18 protein-coding genes are annotated in these 18,061 nt (G+C 73.3%); 13 read left to right on the forward strand and 5 right to left on the reverse strand.

What is annotated here, in order from left to right; all coding sequences use genetic code 11:
* Positions 1-66 precede the first annotated feature (66 nt).
* From ACR9E3_RS01210 to ACR9E3_RS01235, 6 genes are all read left to right on the forward strand, one after another.
* A complete protein-coding gene (locus ACR9E3_RS01210; RefSeq protein WP_460377804.1) occupies positions 67-771 on the forward strand; it encodes a beta-ketoacyl-ACP reductase in 705 nt (234 codons plus the stop codon).
* A 28-nt stretch (positions 772-799) separates the two neighbouring features.
* A complete protein-coding gene (gene fabI, locus ACR9E3_RS01215) occupies positions 800-1,567 on the forward strand; it encodes an enoyl-ACP reductase FabI (protein ID WP_460377805.1) in 768 nt (255 codons plus the stop codon).
* An 18-nt stretch (positions 1,568-1,585) separates the two neighbouring features.
* A complete protein-coding gene (locus ACR9E3_RS01220) occupies positions 1,586-2,620 on the forward strand; it encodes a ferrochelatase (protein ID WP_460377806.1) in 1,035 nt (344 codons plus the stop codon).
* A 177-nt stretch (positions 2,621-2,797) separates the two neighbouring features.
* Positions 2,798-3,619 (forward strand): N-acyl homoserine lactonase family protein, encoded by an 822-nt coding sequence (locus ACR9E3_RS01225; protein ID WP_460377807.1) that lies wholly within the window; start codon positions 2,798-2,800, stop codon positions 3,617-3,619.
* A gap of 14 nt (positions 3,620-3,633) precedes the next feature.
* Entirely contained in the window at positions 3,634-4,926 is a 1,293-nt protein-coding gene (locus ACR9E3_RS01230; RefSeq protein WP_460377808.1) for a hydroxyacid-oxoacid transhydrogenase, read from the forward strand.
* A gap of 4 nt (positions 4,927-4,930) precedes the next feature.
* A complete protein-coding gene (locus ACR9E3_RS01235) occupies positions 4,931-5,380 on the forward strand; it encodes an FmdB family zinc ribbon protein (RefSeq protein ID WP_460377810.1) in 450 nt (149 codons plus the stop codon).
* On the opposite strand, the gene ACR9E3_RS01240 is transcribed toward ACR9E3_RS01235, so the two are convergent.
* Positions 5,377-6,168, reverse strand: coding sequence for a hypothetical protein (locus tag ACR9E3_RS01240; protein ID WP_460377811.1), 792 nt, complete (start codon positions 6,166-6,168; stop codon positions 5,377-5,379). The two genes, ACR9E3_RS01235 and ACR9E3_RS01240, sit on opposite strands and share 4 nt — an antisense overlap.
* Before the next feature lie 1,195 nt (positions 6,169-7,363).
* Here ACR9E3_RS01240 and ACR9E3_RS01245 point away from each other — a divergent pair.
* The 3 genes from ACR9E3_RS01245 to ACR9E3_RS01255 are packed head-to-tail and all read left to right on the forward strand — an operon-like array spanning position 7,364 to position 9,872.
* Complete coding sequence (locus ACR9E3_RS01245) at positions 7,364-8,167, forward strand: DUF3097 family protein (RefSeq protein ID WP_460378367.1); 804 nt, start codon at positions 7,364-7,366, stop codon at positions 8,165-8,167.
* A gap of 17 nt (positions 8,168-8,184) precedes the next feature.
* The gene (locus tag ACR9E3_RS01250) at positions 8,185-8,700 is read left to right on the forward strand and encodes an NfeD family protein (protein WP_460377813.1); all 516 of its coding nucleotides are present in this window, start codon (positions 8,185-8,187) and stop codon (positions 8,698-8,700) included.
* Positions 8,700-9,872: an SPFH domain-containing protein gene (locus ACR9E3_RS01255; protein ID WP_460377815.1), complete on the forward strand. Its 1,173-nt coding sequence runs from the start codon at positions 8,700-8,702 to the stop codon at positions 9,870-9,872. Before ACR9E3_RS01250 ends, ACR9E3_RS01255 begins: the two co-directional genes overlap by 1 nt.
* Position 9,873: 1 nt before the next feature.
* On the opposite strand, the gene ACR9E3_RS01260 is transcribed toward ACR9E3_RS01255, so the two are convergent.
* The gene (locus tag ACR9E3_RS01260; RefSeq protein WP_460377817.1) at positions 9,874-10,803 is read right to left on the reverse strand and encodes an NADP-dependent oxidoreductase; all 930 of its coding nucleotides are present in this window, start codon (positions 10,801-10,803) and stop codon (positions 9,874-9,876) included.
* Between the two features lie 113 nt (positions 10,804-10,916).
* Here ACR9E3_RS01260 and ACR9E3_RS01265 point away from each other — a divergent pair, with 113 nt between their 5' ends.
* From ACR9E3_RS01265 to ACR9E3_RS01275, 3 genes are all read left to right on the forward strand, one after another.
* On the forward strand, positions 10,917-12,569 hold the full coding sequence (locus ACR9E3_RS01265; RefSeq protein WP_460377818.1) for a glutamate--tRNA ligase: 1,653 nt from the start codon (positions 10,917-10,919) through the stop codon (positions 12,567-12,569).
* Between the two features lie 45 nt (positions 12,570-12,614).
* The gene (locus tag ACR9E3_RS01270) at positions 12,615-13,007 is read left to right on the forward strand and encodes a hypothetical protein (protein WP_460377820.1); all 393 of its coding nucleotides are present in this window, start codon (positions 12,615-12,617) and stop codon (positions 13,005-13,007) included.
* A 61-nt stretch (positions 13,008-13,068) separates the two neighbouring features.
* On the forward strand, positions 13,069-14,115 hold the full coding sequence (locus ACR9E3_RS01275; RefSeq protein WP_460377821.1) for a DUF3616 domain-containing protein: 1,047 nt from the start codon (positions 13,069-13,071) through the stop codon (positions 14,113-14,115).
* A gap of 36 nt (positions 14,116-14,151) precedes the next feature.
* Here ACR9E3_RS01275 and ACR9E3_RS01280 read toward each other — a convergent pair whose 3' ends face one another.
* The 3 genes from ACR9E3_RS01280 to ACR9E3_RS01290 form a co-directional block, all read right to left on the reverse strand.
* The gene (locus tag ACR9E3_RS01280) at positions 14,152-15,048 is read right to left on the reverse strand and encodes a hypothetical protein (RefSeq protein ID WP_460377823.1); all 897 of its coding nucleotides are present in this window, start codon (positions 15,046-15,048) and stop codon (positions 14,152-14,154) included.
* Positions 15,049-15,230: 182 nt separating this feature from the next.
* Positions 15,231-16,697 carry an NAD-dependent succinate-semialdehyde dehydrogenase gene (locus tag ACR9E3_RS01285; RefSeq protein WP_460377825.1) on the reverse strand — a complete coding sequence of 489 codons (1,467 nt, stop codon included), beginning with the start codon at positions 16,695-16,697 and terminating at the stop codon, positions 15,231-15,233.
* A 72-nt stretch (positions 16,698-16,769) separates the two neighbouring features.
* Positions 16,770-17,399 (reverse strand): hypothetical protein, encoded by a 630-nt coding sequence (locus tag ACR9E3_RS01290; protein WP_460377827.1) that lies wholly within the window; start codon positions 17,397-17,399, stop codon positions 16,770-16,772.
* An 85-nt stretch (positions 17,400-17,484) separates the two neighbouring features.
* On the opposite strand from ACR9E3_RS01290, the gene ACR9E3_RS01295 reads away from it, so the two are divergent.
* Complete coding sequence (locus ACR9E3_RS01295; RefSeq protein WP_460377828.1) at positions 17,485-18,060, forward strand: TetR/AcrR family transcriptional regulator; 576 nt, start codon at positions 17,485-17,487, stop codon at positions 18,058-18,060.
* The last annotated feature ends 1 nt before the right edge of the window (position 18,061 follow it).

Here is an 18,061-nt window from a genome sequence, read left to right on the forward strand (position 1 = left end):
GGACCGGTCGAGTCGGTAGCCTTCCGCCGCCGTCCGCCCGGATGGGTCCCGACCGAGAGGAACCGCGTGAGCCGCGTCGTACTGGTCACGGGAGGCAACCGCGGGATCGGGCTCGCCACGGCGCGCGAGCTCGCCGACCGCGGCAACACGGTGGTGGTGACCCACCGCTCCGGGGAGCCGCCCGAGGGCCTGCACGGGGTGCAGGCCGACGTCACCGACTCCGCCGCCGTCGACGCCGCGTTCTCGCAGGTCGAGTCCGAGCACGGCCCGATCGAGGTCGTCGTGGCCAACGCCGGCATCACCCGCGACGGGCTGCTGATGCGCATGCCCGAGGACGCGTTCACCGAGGTGCTGGACGCGAACCTCACCGGCGCCTGGCGGGTCACCCAGCGCGCGATCCGCGGCATGGTCAAGGCGCGGTTCGGCCGGCTGATCTACATCTCCAGCGTCGTCGGGCTCACCGGCGCGCCCGGCCAGGCGAACTACGCGGCCTCGAAGGCGGGCCTGGTCGGGCTGGCGCGCTCGACGGCCCGCGAGCTGGGCGGGCGCGGGATCACCGCCAACGTCGTCGCGCCCGGCTACGTCGACACCGACATGACCGCCGAGCTCACCGACAAGCGGCGCGAGGAGATCCTCAACTCGATCCCGCTCGGCCGCACCGCGGCGCCGGAGGACATCGCCAAGGCCGTCGCCTGGCTCGCCTCCGACGACGCCGGCTACATCACCGGCGCCGTGCTGCCCGTCGACGGCGGCATCGGCATGGGCCACTGATCTCCCGGACCACCGCGAAAGGTAGGACATGAGCGGACTGCTCGAGGGCAAGCGCATCCTGGTCACCGGGATCATCACCGACGCGTCGATCGCGTTCCACGCGGCCAAGGCCGCCCAGGAGGCCGGCGCCACCGTCGTCCTCACCGGCTTCGGGCGCCTGTCGCTGGTGCAGCGGGTGGCGAAGCGCCTGCCGAGCGAGGCGCCCGTGATCGAGCTCGACGTGCAGAACCAGGAGCACCTCGACTCGCTCGCCGACAACGTGCGCGAGCACGTCGACGGCCTCGACGGGGTCCTGCACTCGATCGGCTTCGCGCCGATGGACGCGCTGGGCGGCAACTTCCTGCAGACCGAGTGGAAGGACGTCGCGACGGCGGTCGAGGTCTCCGCCTACTCGTTCAAGTCGCTCGCCATGGCCTGCAAGCCGCTGCTGGGCCCGGGCTCCTCGCTGGTCGGCATGGACTTCGACAACACCGTCGCCTGGCCCGGCTACGACTGGATGGGCGTCGCCAAGGCGGCCCTCGAGGCGACCACCCGGTACCTGGCGCGGGACCTCGGGCCCGAGGGCATCCGCGCGAACCTCGTCGCCGCCGGGCCGGTGCGCACGATGGCCGCCAAGTCGATTCCCGGCTTCGACACGTTCGAGGAGGCCTGGGTGCAGCGCTCGCCGCTGGGCTGGGACCTCGCCGACCCGACGCCGGTCGCGAAGACCATCTGCGCGCTGCTCTCGGACTGGATGCCGGCCACGACGGGTGAGGTCGTGCACGCCGACGGGGGCTATCACGCGATGGGTGCCTGAGCGGGGCATCCTGAGGGCGTGCCGTCGTTCGATGCCCTGCTGTTCCTGTCCTTCGGTGGGCCCGAGGCGCCCGACGAGGTGCGCCCCTTCCTGGAGAACGTGACCCGGGGGCGCAACGTGCCGCCGGAGCGCCTCGACGAGGTCGCCGAGCACTACCACCACCTCGGCGGTCGCTCGCCGATCAACGACCTCAACCGCGAGCTGATCGCGGCGCTGGAGCCCCGCATCGACCTGCCGATCTACTTCGGCAACCGGAACTGGCACCCGTACGCCGAGGACGCCGTCGAGCGGATGGCCCGCGACGGCGTGCAGCGCGCCCTGGTGTTCGCGACGAGCGCCTACGGCGGGTACTCGGCCTGCCGCCAGTACCACGAGGACATCGCCCGGGCCCGCGAGGCGGCGATCGCGCGTACCGGCGCTGCGCCGGAGCTCGTCAAGCTGCGCCACTTCTTCGACCACCCGCTGTTCGTCGCCGCCGTCGCCGACGGCGTGCGGGAGGCGCGGGAGGGTCTCGGCGCGGACGCCCGGGTGGTGTTCACCGCCCACTCGATCCCGGAGTCCGCCGACGCGACCGCGGGCCCGCCGGGGGAGGGCGGCCACCGCTACTCCCGCCAGGTCGCCGAGGCCTCGCGGCTGGTGGCGGCCGAGGTCGGCGTCGGCGACTACGACCAGGTCTGGCAGTCGCGCTCCGGGCCGCCGCGGATCCCGTGGCTCGACCCTCAGGTCGAGGACCACCTCGACGCGCTGGCCGACCGCGGCGTCACCGACGTCGTCGTCAGCCCGGTCGGCTTCGTGTCCGCGCACGTGGAGGTCGTCTTCGACCTCGACGACGAGCTCGCCGAGCGGGCGGAGAAGCTCGGGATGGGCTTCACGCGCGCCGCGACGGCGGGCGCGGATCCGCGCTTCATCGACATGATCGTCGAGCTGATCGCCGAGCAGACCGAGGGTGTGGAGCCCAGGGGTCTCGGCGCCGTGCCGCGGGCCGGGGAGGGGTGCAACGGGGCCCTGTGCCACCCCGGCTGCTGCGAGCCGGCGCCGCGTCCGGGGACCTAGCGCCACGCCCTGGCAGCAACCCCTCGCGGGCCACTGGCGGGAGGCGGACCCGGCTGTTGCCGATGATCGTCACCGTGGCTAGTGTCCGGCGTCACGTGGTCGGTGATGCATGCATCACTGGTGCAGCGGTTCCCGGCCGCGTCCCCCGACGGCACGCGGCAATGCGGAGGAGCGCTGATGGCTGCGAGTGGCGAGATCAAGGTGAGCATCCTGGACTGCGGGCAGATGACCGCGGACCTGACGTGGTTGCTGCTCAAGCCCGGGCGTTCGATCCGCCCCCGCCAGATGCGCGACCAGCCCACCGAGTGGGCCGACGTCCCCACGCACTGCGTGCTCGTCGAGACCCCCGACGGCACCATCCTGTGGGACACCAGCTGCCCCCGTGACTGGGAGGAGCGCTGGGGTCCGACGGGCCTGCAGGACTTCTTCCCCTACGACAAGGTCAGCGACGAGGAGTACCTCGACTCCCGCCTGCAGCAGATCGGCGTCGGGGTCGACCAGATCGACTACGTGGTGCTCTCGCACCTGCACTTCGACCACTGCGGCAACGCCGGCATGTTCAAGGACTCGACCGCGAAGCTCGTCTGCTCCGACAAGGAGAAGGACTGGGCGTTCGGGTTCGACGGCCTGTTCAACGGCGCCCACCTCAAGACCGACTACGAGGACCTGACCTGGGAGACGGTCTCGGGCGACACCGAGTTCCTGCCGGGCGTCACGCTGCTCCAGACGCCGGGCCACACGCCCGGCACGATGTCGATGCAGGTCGACCTGCCCGACAGCGGCACGATGATCTTCACGTCGGACGCCGTCTACATGGGCGAGAGCTACGGCCCGCCCACGACGCCGGCCGCGATCGTCAACGACATGGGCCAGTTCTACTCGTCGGTGGAGAAGATCCGCGGGGTGGCCGAGAAGACCAACGCCACGGTGGTGTTCGGGCACGACGCCCAGCAGATCCACGAGCTCAAGACCGTGGGCAACGGCGGCCACTACACCTGAGCGGAGAGCCCTCCATGACGGTCCCCCCCGTCCCCACCGAGGAGTCGGTCTTCACCTGGGGCGCCCCGCCGCTGAAGTTCGGCGCGGGGGCCTGCGACGAGATCGGCTTCGACCTCGCGCAGTACGGCGCGAAGCGCATCCTGCTGATCACCGACCCTGGCATGCAGCAGACCGGTCTGCCCGACCGCATCGCCGACCAGATCCGCCGGTACGACATGACCGTCGAGATCTTCGACGGCGTCCACGTCGAGCCGACCGACGACTCGATGAACAAGGCCGTCGGCTACGCCCAGCAGCAGGGGCCGTGGGACGGGTTCGTCGCGGTCGGCGGCGGCTCGTCCATCGACACCGCGAAGGCCGTCAACCTCCTGACGACCTTCCCCGGCGAGCTGATGGACTACGTCAACAAGCCCGTCGGCAACGCCCAGGCCCCGCCCGGGCAGCTCAAGCCGCTGATCGCGGTGCCGACCACGGCCGGCACGGGCTCGGAGTCCACCGCGATGTGCGTGCTGGACATCCTCTCGCTGCGGGTGAAGACGGGCATCAGCCACTGGCGGCTGCGGCCCACGCTCGCCGTGGTCGACCCGCTGCTGACGATGACCCTCCCGCCGGAGGTCACCGCCGCGGCCGGCATGGACATCGTGTGCCACGCGCTCGAGTCGTACACCGCGCGCTGGTACACGACGTTCGACCGCAAGAAGCCCGAGGAGCGGGTGACCTACTGCGGGTCCAACCCCGTCTCGGACCTCTGGTGCGAGAAGTCGATGTCGCTGCTCGCGCGCTCGTTCCGCACCGCGGTCGAGCGGGGCGAGGAGGACGTCGACGCCCGCATGGACATGATGATGGCGGCGACCTTCGCCGGCATGGGCTTCGGCAACTCCGGCGTGCACATCCCGCACGCCAACGCCTACCCGATCGCCGGCCAGGTCCGGGACTTCCACCCCGCGGGCTATCCCTCGGACGAGGCGATGGTGCCGCACGGGATGTCGGTGTCGCTGACGGCGCCCGAGGCGTTCCGGTTCTCGTTCGAGGCGGCGCCGGACCGGCACATGGCGGCGGCCAAGCTGCTCGGCCCGACGGCGGACACCCAGAGCGACGCGTCGGAGCAGCTGCCGCACGTGGTCACCGAGCTGATGCGCGACATCCGCATCCCCAACGGGATCGGCGAGGTCGGCTTCGGCGAGGGCGACATCCCCGACCTGGTGGACGGGACGCTCAAGCAGCAGCGGCTGCTCGCGACCTGCCCGAAGACGCCCACCGAGGACGACCTCGCGGACATCTTCCGCAAGTCGATCGAGAACTGGTAGCCGCGTGCCGATCTACGACTACCGCTGTGGCTGCGGCGTGCGCTTCGAGGCGCTCGTCGGCCGCGACGCGCCGACCCCGCCGTGCCCGGAGTGCGGCGGGGAGGCGCGGAAGGTCCCGTCGCGTCCGGCACTCCACGGGACGGCCGACCCGGGCCCGTCCCAGGAGTACATGCCGCAGACGTGGAAGGGCACCTACCGCGGCAACCGGGAGTACGTGACCGGGCTCCAGCGCCAGTGGGACCAGCGCCAGAAGCTCGAGGCGAAGCACCCCGAGCTCCGCGGCGACTCCCGTCCCGTCGTGGCCCACGAGGGCCGCTACGAGCAGGCGCCGCTGCGGGCGGGGGAGCCGTACCTGGGTCACTCGAAGCCGTCCGGGTCCGACTCCCCGTCCGGTGAGGGCTCGTCGGGCGGGCACGGTCATGGCCACGGACACGGCCACGGACACGGCCACTAGGCGGCGGTGAGCGCCCGGACGGTCTCGGCGACGGCCGCGACGCGGGCGGCGCGGACGGCGGTGGCCAGCGGGCGCAGGGCGTCGGTGCGGGCGAGCGCGGCGGAGGCGGACATCGCCCCGCCGGGCTCGTCCCCCGACGCGGCGACGAGGATCGCCTCGACCTCGTCGGCGTGCTGGAGCACCCGCAGCGGCCTGCCGGGGGTGCCGGTCGGCCAGGTGGCGTGGGGCCGCCGGCGCAGGCTGTCGGCGATCTCCTCCCGCACACCCGCCCGGTGCTTGGCGACGTCCATCGCCGCGAGCGTGTCGGCGGCGTCGCGCACCGAGCTGCGCAGGTCGTGCTCGGCGTCGGGCAGGCTCGGGTGCGCCGACGGCGGCACGTCGTCGACGAGGTGCACGGTCCAGCGCAGCACGCCGTCGGCGACGGGCGCCGGGACCGCGGCCAGCGCCGGGCCCGCGAGCACCGCGCACTCCCCGGCCTCCATCGCGGCGGTCCGGAGCGCCGCGGGCCCCGGGAGCCCGCGGACGTCGCCGGCCACGGGCATCACGAGCCGCGCGTCCGGCCCCGTCGGCACGCTGCGCCGGCGCGCCAGGACCAGCAGCGTGGCGAGCCCCGCCCCCGCGCGATCCGGGGTCGGCAGGTCGGTCACGGCGGCCGTCGCGGCGTCGGCGGCGACCACGTCGTGGGCCTCGGACCACGGGGCCAGCGCGTCCAGGACGTCGTCGGCCGCGGCGGCGCCGGCGAGCCACGCCGCGCTCCAGACGGCCAGGGAGGCACTCGCGCAGGGCACCCGATCACGATACGGGCGGGGCGGACCGGGACGCCGGGGGAGCGGCACGGGGCGACCGCTCGGCGCTCTCCACTTCGATCTCTCGAGGATGTCACCAGGGACGGTGCGCGCAAGATCGTGGCCTGGTGAGCGATCGCTCCGGTCAGCGGAGCATCCGCTCACCAACTCGAGATCTTGCCCGTCGACGGCCGCGCCGGGCCCGGGTCATGGGGATCAGGAGAGCGTCATGCACCGTCGACGCCCACGCGTCGTCGATGAGGTGCCCCTGATCATCTGAGATGGCCGGTCGGCGGCCGCCTGGGGGAGCGAAGGACGCCCTCGCTGCGTGCCACGCAGCGGAGGTGACCCTCGCTCCGCCCGGCTCTCGCGCCGGGCTCGCGAGGAGCACGTTTCGCAGGCTCCCGGGGCTCTCGATCATGCGCAGCGTGCCCCTCGGCTCGGCGGCGGCGGCCCGGCGCGCCGGTCGCCGACGAGATCCGGAACAGGTGAGCGAACGCTCCGGTCAGCGGAACCCACGCTCACCAACTCCGGATCTTGTTCGCGAGGAGCACGTCCCGCAGGCGGCGGAGGCTCTCGGTCATGCGGCGCAGCGTGCCCCTCGCGAGCGACGCGCTGCCCCGGCGGGTCGGCGAGGCGCGTGCTGCTGGTCGAGATCCGGAATGGGTGAGCGAACGCTCCGGTCAGCGGAACCCACGCTCACCAACTCCGGATCTTGTCCGCGAGGAGCCCGTCCCGCAGGCTCCAGGCGCTCTCGATCATGCACGAGGTGCCTCTCGCGGCGGCGAGCGCGCGAGGGCGGGCGAGCGCGGCTCCGCGTTGGAGGAGCGAAGGGCGCCCTCGCTGCGCACCGGGCAGCGGAGGTGACCCTCGCTCCACCCCGCACCCCGCACCCCGCATCGCCCACCACGCAGCAGAGGTGACCCTCGCTCCACCCGGCGCGCGCGAGCGCCCCGACGCGGCTCGCCCGCCCGGTCCGGCGGGCTCCCGCCCACCACCCGGACGGCGTACGGGCGTGTCGGGCCCGGACGATCACCGCGCGCCGTTAGCGTCGCCAGCCGTGGCGAGAACGCAGGGCCGGGGCATGCACGGATCGTCGGGAGACCCCGGGTTCCGCTCGACCGGCGGAGCCGTGCGGGCACCGGGCCGCGGCGGCGCGCCGTCGTCGGGGTCGGGGCGCACCGGCGGGCTGCCGGGGATGGCGCCGCACACGCCGAAGCGCGAGGTCGTCTCCGTCGTCGCCGAGCCCGGGCTGGTCGTCGAGGACGCCGCGGAGACGTTCTGCGGCGCGGTGATCCGGGCCGACGTGCGCGAGGTGGTGCTGGAGGACGCGGCCGGGCGCCGGCGGCTCTTCCCGAACAAGCCGGCGGCGTTCCTGCACGAGGGCCGCCCCGCGACGCTGGTCCCGCCGCAGCGCGCGGCGGGGCCGGACGAGACGGCGCACCGGTCGGCGTCGGGGTCCCGCCGCGTGGAGAGCGTCAAGGCGCGCACCGCCCTCCCGCACCGGATCTGGGTCGAGGGCCTGCACGACGCCGAGATCGTCGAGCGGGTGTGGGGCCACGACCTGCGCGTCGAGGGCGTCGTCGTCGAGCCCCTGCACGGCGCGGACGTGCTCGTCGAGGCGGCACAGGAGTTCGGGCCGGGCCCGGACCGCCGGCTCGGGGTGCTCGTCGACCACCTCGTGACCGGGTCGAAGGAATCGCGGATCGCCGAGGGCCTGCGCCGGGACCTGGGCGCGGCGTCCCAGCACGTCCTCGTCCTCGGCCACCCCTACGTCGACATCTGGGAGGCCGTGAAGCCCCGCGCGGTGGGGATCGCGGCCTGGCCGTCGGTGCCCCGGGGCGTCGACTGGAAGCGCGGGGTGAGCGACGCGCTCGGCTGGGGCGACGAGCGGGCCGGGGCCCGGCGCGTCCTGAGCTCGGTGTCGACGTGGACCGACCTCGAGACGCCCCTGATCACGGCGATGGAGCAACTGATCGACTTCGTGACCGTCGGCGCCTGAACTCACCCTCGCCGTCGGTGGCCCGTGGCACACTCGGCGATGTGATCCCGCTGCTGTGGGCGATCGCGGGGGTGGTGCTGATCGCGGTCGAGCTGGTGTCCGGCACCTTCGTCCTGCTCATGCTCGGACTCGCCGCGCTCGTCACGGCCGGTGCCTCGGCCCTGGGCGTCCCGCTCGGCCCCGACGTCGTGGTGTTCGGCGTCGCGTCCGCCGCGCTCGTCCTGCTCGCCCGGCCCGCGCTGCAGCGGCGGATGCGCGCCCACGACGCCGAATCGTCCGTCAACGCCGGCCCGGCGGCCCTCCTGGGCGCCGAGGCCGAGGTCGTCGAGCCGATCACCGGCCACGATGCGGGCACCGTGCGCATCGGCGGCGCGCTCTGGACCGCCACGGCGCTGCACGACGGCCCGGACGACCCCGTCCTCGCCTCCGGCGACCCCGTGGTCGTCGTCGACATCCGCGGGGCCACCGCCGTGGTCACGGCGGCCTCCGCCGGCCCGGCGCCCGCCCCTCCACCCCTGCAGGGAGAGAGCTGATGGACCCGATCACGCTCGTGCTCTACGTGGTGATCGCCGCCGCGCTCATCCTCATCATCACCGCGGTGGTCAAGAGCGTCACCGTCATCCGCCAGGCCGAGGCCGCCGTCATCGAGCGGCTCGGGCGCTACCAGCGCACCGCGGCTCCCGGGCTGACGTTCCTGGTGCCGTTCATCGACCGCATCCGCGAGCGGGTGGCGCTCTGGGAGCAGGTCGTCTCGTTCCCGCCCCAGCCGGTGATCACCCAGGACAACCTGACGGTCTCGATCGACACGGTCGTCTACTACCAGGTCACCGAGCCGCGCAACGCCGTCTACGAGATCAACGACTACATCAACGGCGTCCAGCAGCTCACCACGACGACGCTGCGCGACGTGGTCGGTGGCATGAGCCTGGAGCAGGCGCTGACCTCGCGGGAGACGATCAACACGGGGCTGCGCCGTGCCCTCGACGACGCCACCGGGCCGTGGGGCCTGCGGGTCGTGCGCGTCGAGCTCAAGGCGATCGACCCGCCGCCGTCGATCCAGGACTCGATGGAGAAGCAGATGCGCGCCGACCGCGAGAAGCGCGCCATGATCCTCACGGCCGAGGGTCACCGCGAGGCCGCCATCGCCGAGGCGCAGGGCAACAAGCAGGCCGCGATCCTCTCGGCGGAGGGTGCCAAGCAGGCGGCGATCCTCGAGGCCGAGGCCGACCGGCAGTCGACGATGCTGCGCGCCCAGGGCGAGCGGGCCGCCCAGTACTACCAGGCCCAGGGCGAGGCGAAGGCCATCGAGAAGACGTTCGCGGCGATCAAGGCCGGCCGCCCGACCCCCGAGATGCTGGCCTACCAGTACCTCCAGACGCTGCCGCAGATGGCGCAGGGCGAGGCCAACAAGATGTGGGTGGTGCCCAGCGACTTCGGCAAGGCGCTCGAGGGCTTCACCAAGATGCTCGGGGCGCCCGGCGAGGACGGCGTCTTCCGCTACCAGCCGACGCCGGACGACGGCACGCCCGCCACGCGGCCCGGCGAGACCGACGACGACGTCGCCGACTGGTTCGACACGAGCACCGACCCCGAGATCGCGAAGGTCGTCGCCGCGGCCGAGCAGCGCGCCGAGGCGGCCAGCTCGGAGCCGACGGCCAACGGCGCCGGGCGGCACGCCAGCGACATCCCGCCCGACGACGTCTAGCTCACGGCACGAGCACGATCTTCCCGCGGGTGTGACGGCGCTCGACCTGCGTGAACGCCTCGCGCACCTGCTCGAGCGGGTACGTCGCGGCGATCTCGACCCGCAGCTCGCCCCGGGCGACGAGGTCGGCGAGGAAGGCGACGGTCTCGGCGCTGCTGGCCGACCCGGTGCCCTCGCCCTGCACGCCGCCCCGGCCGACCTCGGCGAAGTCGATGAGCGTGTCGATCCGCGGGCCGGGGACGCCCAGCTCGCGGGCCAGGGCGACGTAGCCGCCGCCGAACGCGTCGACCACCGCGTCGACGCCCTCGGGCGCGAGCCGCTCGATCGCGTCGCGCAGACCGTCCCCGTACGCCACGGGCTCGACCCCGAGGCCGCGTAGCCACTCGTGGTTCGGCTCCGACGCCACGCCGATCACCCGCGCCCCGGCCCGCCGCGCGAGCTGCGCGGCGATCGAGCCGACACCGCCGGCGGCACCGCTGACCAGCACCGTCTCGCCCGGCTGCGGAGCCACCGCCCGGACCGCCCCGACGGCGGCCGCGCCGGCGACGTAGAGCGCGCCGGCGACCTCGAAGGGCACCGCGGCCGGCTTGCGCACGAGGTGGTCCGCGGGCACGGTCACCAGCTCCGCGTGGCTGCCGCGGCGGTCGGTCCAGCCCAGGACCTCGTCGCCCACGCGCCAGTCGCCGGCGTCCTCGCCGACGGCGCTGACGACGCCCGCGAGGTCGCTGCCCTCGCCCGAGGGGAACGTCGCGGGCAGTCGCGAATGGTAGCCGCCGGAGCGGATGATGCTCTCGCCCGGGTTGACGCCCGCGGCCCGGACGCGGACCTGCACCTCGCCGCGCGGGGGCGGCGGGACCTCGACCTCACGGACCTCCAGGACGCCCACGTCGCCGTAGGCGTCGAACCGGACCGCGCGTGCCGTGTCGGTCATCATGACCACTCCTCATCGCGAGAACTGTGACGTGGAGCGCGGCGGGGCGGCGCGCGCTTCCCCGCCGGGACGTCTCGTGGGTCACCGACGAGGCCACCTCGTAGCCTGGGCACATGCTCGATCGCGCCCTCGTCGACGGCCTGTTCCCGGCCGACCTGCCCGAGCCCGCCGAGCTCGAGGAGCGCTACCCCCCGCGTGAGCTGCCCGAGGGCGCGCTCGTCACGCGCTTCGGGCCGAGCCCGACCGGGTTCGTGCACGTCGGCGGGCTCTACACCGCGATGGTCTCGCGCGACCTCGCCCACTCGACCGGCGGCGTCTACGTCCTGCGCATCGAGGACACCGACCAGAGCCGGGAGGTCGAGGGCGCCGACGCGCAGTTCCGCCGGGCGTTCGAGGCGTTCGACCTCATGCCCGACGAGGGGGACGTCCCCACCCCGCACGGCGACTACGGGCCGTACCACCAGTCGGCGCGGGCCGCGATCTACCAGGCCTACGTGCGCGAGCTGATGCGGGCGGGCAAGGCCTACCCCTGCTTCGCCACCAAGGAGGAGCTGGCGGAGATCTCCGACGCCCAGCGCACCCTCAAGCTGCCGACCGGCTACTACGGCCGATGGGCGCCGTGGCGCGACGCCTCCGCCGAGGACGTGGCGGCGGCGCTGGACGCCGGGAAGCCGTGGGTCGCGCGGTTCCGGTCCGAGGGGAAGGTGGGGGAGCGGTTCGCGTTCACCGACCGCCTGCGTGGCCGCGTCGAGGCCGAGGACAACCACAACGACGTCGTCATCCTCAAGACCTCCGAGAGCCCGGTGCGGCTGCCGACCTACCACTTCGCGCACGCCGTGGACGACCACCTCATGCGCACGAACCTCGTCGTCCGCACCGAGGAGTGGCTCTCGTCGGTGCCGGTGCACCGCCAGCTCTTCGCCGCGCTGGGCTTCGAGCCGGTCGACTACGCGCACCTGGCCCCGCTGATGAAGCAGGAGGGCGGGTCCAAGCGGAAGCTCTCCAAGCGCAAGGACCCCGAGGCGTCGGTCGACTTCTACCTCGAGGCCGGCTTCCCGGTGCCCGCCGTGCAGTACTACCTGCGCGGGCTCGCCAACCCGCGCCTGGCCGAGATGCCGCTGGCCGAGGCCCTGGCGACCCCGCTGCGCCTCGACGAGTTCGGGCTCGCCGGGCCGCTGGTCGACACGGTGAAGCTCTCCGACATCTCCGCCGACCACATCGCGACGCTGCCCGGTCCGGACGTGCTCGCCGGCGTGCGCAACTGGGCCGCCGAGTACGACCCCGAGATCGTCAAGGTGCTCGACGCGAACCCCGAGCTGGCGCTGGCGGCGATCGACGTCGAGCGGGTCGATGTGGAGAACCCGCGCAAGGACCTCGCGAAGTGGTCGGACTTCCGCGACGCCTACGGGTTCTTCTTCCCGGAGCTGTTCACCGACGTCACCGACCCGGCCGACGAGCGCTTCGGCGAGCTGGACCCGGCACTCGTGCGCACGGTCGCGGCCGACCTCGCCGACACCTACACCCACGAGGGTGACCAGCCGACCTGGTTCCAGCAGATCCGCGACCTCGCCGCCCGCCACGGCTTCGCGCCGAACCCGAAGACGTACAAGAAGGACCCCGACGCCTACCCGGGGATGCTGCGCGACGCCGCCAACGTCGCCCGGGTCGCGATCACCGGGGCGCAGCGCAGCCCGGATCTCTACGAGGTCACCCGGGCGCTCGGCGCCGACGAGGTGGTGCGTCGACTGCGCGCCGTCACCGGCTGAGGGTCGACCCGGAACATTCCGCTCCGCCCGGACCGTCGGAGCGGCATGATCGCCCTTCACCGTTCCCCCGCCGGCGCCCTGGTCCTGGCCGTCCTCGCCGGCGGCCTGCTCGCCGGCTGCGGCGGCGGGTCCAGCACCTCGGTCAGCTGCAGCGGCAGCACCTGCCGGGCGACGGTCAGCGGCGCGCCCGTCGAGGTGTCACAACCCGACGCGAACCAGTCGACCCGCACACGCAGCAGCACGAAGCGGCGCCCGCCGCGGAACAACGACGGCGTGGACTTCGGGGTGAACGCCATCGGGCCCGGCTGGGTCGACGTCGAGGACGACGGCACCGTGACCCGCATCCCGCAGGGCGGGTCGTTCGTCGAGGACTCCTCGACGGTGCGGCTCGAGTCGTCGGACGGGCGGACGGCCGTCTTCACGTTCCAGAAGCGGTGAGCACGTACCCCGGGTGCGATCTTCTTCCGTCACGGCACCCCGGCAGGCGACGATGGCGGCGATGAACGCCGTCCCGAGCACGCCCCTGCCCGTCCGCCTCGACCTCGGCACGTACGCCCCCACCGCCGGGGTGGATCTCTCGGGGGTGGCCGTCGTCGGCGACACGATGTTCCTCGCGCCCGACGAGGGGTCCGGCCTGCTGCGGCTGCGCCGCGTCCCGGGCGGATCCTTGGACTGGGAGCTGCCCGAGGCGATGCCGCTGACCGAGGCGGTGGACCTCAAGGGCGGCCCCGAGGACGAGGTGGACGCCGAGGGCCTCGACGTCGTCGACGGCTGCCTCTGGGTGGCGGGCTCGCACAGCGCGAAGCGCAAGCGGATCAAGCCCGGCACCCCGCCCGCCGACATCGGGCCCCGGCTCGCCGAGGTCGATCCGCAACCCTCCCGGAGCGTGCTGGCCCGACTGCCGCTGAAGGACGGGCCCGAGGGACCCCAGACCGTCCGGGCCGGCAAGGAGGTCAAAGGGCTCGGCGAGGCGGCCCGGCTGCCCGCCGGGAAGAAGGGGCTCCTGGCTGCCCTGGCCGACGACGAGCACCTCGGCCCGTTCCTCGACATCCCCGGCAAGGACAACGGGTTCGACGTCGAGGGTGTCGCGGTCCGCGACGCCCAGGCCGGCGGGGCCGCGGTGCTCGGGCTGCGGGGCCCGGTGCTGCGCGGCTGGGCGGTGCTGCTCGAGCTCGCCGTGCACGCCGACGGCGGCAAGCTCGTGCTCGACGGCCTGACCAAGCACTTCGTCGACCTCGAGGGTCTCGGGGTGCGCGACCTCGCCCGCGACGGCGACGACCTGCTCGTGCTGGCCGGGCCGACGATGGTGCTCGACGGCCCGGCCCGCATCGTGCGCCTGCCCGGCGGCGCGGCGGGCCCGCTGCCGCCGGCGATCACGGCCGACGAGGTCACGCTGGTCACCGAGGTGGCGGTGGGCCGGGGCTGCGACCGCCCCGAGGGCCTCGCCGTCCTGCCCGAGGGTCTGCTCGTCCTGCACGACACCCCGGCCCCGCACCGCCTCGACGGCACCCATCTCGTCGGCGACCTGTGGCCTGCGGAGATGTGACCTCACCGGCTCCCGGTGTGGGCCGGCGGCCCGCGCCTACCTCTTGGTCCACGTGCAATCGCCGGAGAACTCGACCGCGCCGTCCGATCCCCGCACCGTGACCGTCGTCGGCCCCTGGACGATGCCGTTCGCGATGATCGCGTCGAACTCGCCGGTGGTGTCCCGGTTCCGTGACCATCCGCAGAACGAGCCCTCGCCCTGGGTGCGGTAGGTCCCCGGCTGGATGTCCTGGCCGACGACGTAGGTGCCCCCCGAGAACGTGTTGGGGTCCGCGTCGGTCTCGGCCGTGGCCGGCGCCGATGGCGCGACCTGTGTCGGCGCGTAGTTCTCGGCCGCCGTGGTGGTCCCGTTCACCGCCGCCGCGAAGCTCGCGGCGTAGATCGAGCAGATCACGATGCCGACGACGCCCAGGACGACGCCGGCGATGGAGAGGCCCTTCCCGACACCGCGGCGCAGCGCGAGGGCGAGTCCGACGGCGGAGAGGATCAGCCCCACGGGGGAGATCACCCACGACACGATCCCGAGGAACGGGATCAGAGCGATCACCGCTCCGATGAGCGCCACGACGAATCCGCCGGTCGCGAGCCCGTTGCGCTGCTGCGGTTGGCCACGGGACTGCTGGTCGTACGTCGGCTGACCCTGAGGCTGTTGACCGTACGGCTGCTGGCCGTATGACTGCTGTCCAGGAGCTTGCTGGCCATACGTCTGTTGCCCGTACGGCTGCTGGCCACCCCCCTGCTGCCCGTACGACTGCTGACCGTACGACTGCTGACCGTACGACTGCTGGCCGAACGCGTGGGCCGACGGACCGCCGTGCTGTCCGCTCGCCGACCGCTCCCCGTCGTGCTGCGTCATCTGCGAGCTGCTGGTGTCGCGTCCGTAGTACGCCTGCTGCGTCGTCTCGTCGTCGTCCCGGCCGTGGTGATTCGACACCTGGTGCCCCCCTCGGTGCGTGACGGGCGCACAGCGAGTGCGCCGTCCTTCCCGAGTGGAACAACGAACTACGTCAAGGTTCGGTAACGATCTCACCGACGGCGGCGACCTGTGGCCTGCGGCCATGTGAGCACTTTCGCGTGCTGGGGCACGCGAAAGTGCTCACGAGCCCGAAGGGCACCTCACACGTTCATCGCGACGTACTTGATCTCCAGGTACTCGTCGATGCCGACGCTGCCGCCCTCGCGTCCCAGGCCCGACTGCTTGACGCCGCCGAACGGGGCGCCGGCGTTCGAGACCATGCCCTGGTTGAGGCCGACCATGCCGGCCTCGAGGCGCTCGGACAGCCGGATCGCCCGGGTCAGGTCGTTCGTGTAGAGGTAGCTGACCAGGCCGAACTCGGTGTCGTTGGCGGCGCGCACCGCGTCCTCGTCGTCGGTGAAGGTGAAGATCGGCGCGACCGGCCCGAAGATCTCCTCCTTGGCCAGGCGGGCCGAGGTGGGGACGTCGGCGAGCACGGTGGGCGGGTAGAAGTAGCCGGCGCCGGAGGGGATCTGCCCGCCGGTGCGCACGGTGGCGCCCTTCTGCACGGCGTCGTCGACGAGCTCGGCGACCTTGTCGCGCTGGTCGGACTCCACCAGCGGGCCGACCTCGACGCCGTCCTCGGTGCCGCGCCCGACCTTCATGTCGCCCATCCGCTCGGTGAGCTTCTTGGTGAACTCCTCGGCGACGTCGGCGTGCACGTAGAAGCGGTTGGCCGCGGTGCAGGCCTCGCCGATGTTGCGCATCTTGGCGAGCATCGCGCCTGCGACGGCCTCGTCCACGTCCGCGTCGGCGCAGACGACGAAGGGGGCGTTGCCGCCGAGCTCCATGGAGGTCTTGAGCACCTGCTCCGCGGACTGCTCGATCAGCCTGCGCCCGACCTCGGTGGAGCCGGTGAACGACAGCTTGCGGATGCGCCCGTCCCGGATCAGCGGCTCCATCACCTTGCCCGTGGAGGAGGTGGTGACGACGTTGAGCACGCCGTCGGGCAGGCCGGCCTCGGCGAGGATGTCGGCGAGCTTGAGGATCGTCAGCGGCGTCAGCCCCGCCGGCTTGATCACCATCGTGCAGCCCGCGGCGATCGCCGGGCCGATCTTGCGGGTGCCCATCGCGAGCGGGAAGTTCCACGGCGTGATCAGCAGGCACGGCCCGATCGCCTGGCGCATCACGAGCACCCGCCCGTTGCCGGTGGCGTTGACCTTCCACTCGCCGCTGATCCGCACGGCCTCCTCGGAGAACCAGCGGAAGAACTCGGCGGCGTAGGTGATCTCGGCCTTCGACTCGGCGAGCGGCTTTCCCATCTCGAGCGTCATGAGCAGGGCGATCTCGTCGGCGCGCTCGGTCACGAGCTCGAAGGCGCGCCGCAGGATCTCCCCGCGCTCGCGGGGGGCGGTAGCCGCCCACCCGGGCTGGGCGGACGCCGCCGCGTCGAGGGCGGCCATCCCGTCGGCCGGCGAGGCGTCGGCGACGTCGCAGAGGATCTCCCCGGTCGAGGGGTCCTCCACGCCGAACGTCCGCCCGTCGGTCGCGTCGCGCACCGACCCGCCGATGATCAGTCCCTTGGTGACGTCGTCGATCACTCGGCGTTCGCGGTCGGTCTCGGCCATGGGTCCCCTCCCGTCAGCGTGCCCCGTCGTGCGGGACCGGTCGGACGGCGGAGTGCCCTCGGGCCCGGGCTGCTACGCGTGCACGGCGTGCAGGCCGGGCAGGAGCGCCTCGAGGTGCCCGACCTCCTCGATGTTGTGGGTGATCCAGGCGTCGAGCATGTCGTCGGGGAAGCGGTGCCGCAGGACCCGGTTGACGGGGGCGAACGCCATCGACCGCGCACCGACGTCGAGGACGCTGACGTAGTGCGTCCCCTCGGCCCCCGCCGACCAGGTGTGCTCGAGCTGCACCACGACCACGCCCGCCACGCGCTGCACGAGGCGGATGCCGGTCTCGTCGAGCTTCTCGACGCGGTCGACGCCGTCGTAGCGGTACTCGGGGCGCCGGTCGAACGCCTCGACGATGTGGAAGCGGGCGCCCTCCGCCGCCCCGCCCCCGGGTGCCTCGCGGGCGAGGCTCCAGGCGATGTGGTCGCGCGGGTGCCACGCGAGGTAGCGGGGGAGCGTCTCGCCGCCGTAGGTCATGGACCCGCCGATGTGGGAGAACCAGTCGAGCAGCATCGGGGGCGTGACGCCGGCCAGCGGGCGGTGGTCGATGACGGCGCGGCGCCGACCGTGCCGGTGCCGCTCGACGCGGGTCAGTCGCGCGGAGGAGCGGTCGCGCAGCGGGTGGAGCACGGGACGCGCGGGCGGGATCACGAGCACGGGAGACCTCCTCAGGATACGGTGTCGTTTCCTGTAGCGTGGGGCCGGCGAACAGGAAACGCAACCGTTTCTCCAGGAGGGCGTGGTGGCGACGCCGACGCGACGTCGGGGCGCGGAGCTCGAGGACGCGATCCGGGACGCGGTGCTCGACCTCGTGCGGGACCGCGGGGTCTCCGCGGTGACGATGGAGGCGGTCGCGGCCCGGGCCCGCACCAGCAAGCCGGTGCTCTACCGGCGGTGGCCCGACCGCGCCTCGCTCCTGCGCGACACGCTGCTCACGGCGGCCACCGAGGCGATCCCGCACGCCGACACCGGCGGCTACCGGTCGGACATGCTGGCGGTCCTGCGCGGCTGGGCGGCCGCCATGACCGGCGAGCTCGCCCCGGTGCTCGTCGCCGTCATCGCCGCGACCGCCGAGGATCCCGAGCTGGCGACGGCGTTCCGCGAGGGCGTGATCGGCTGGCGCAAGCAGGAGATGGCCGAGCTGATCGCCCGGGCGGTGGCCCGCGGCGAGGCGCGCCCCGACGTGCCCGTGCACCTCGTCCGCGAGCTGGGTCAGTCGGTGCTGTGGCACCGCCTGCTCGTCACCGGCGACCCCATCGACGACGCGCTCGTGGTGGCGATCGTCGACGAGGTGCTGCTGCCGGTGGTCCGGGGCTAGC

This window comes from Actinomycetospora sp. C-140 (genome assembly GCF_054796175.1).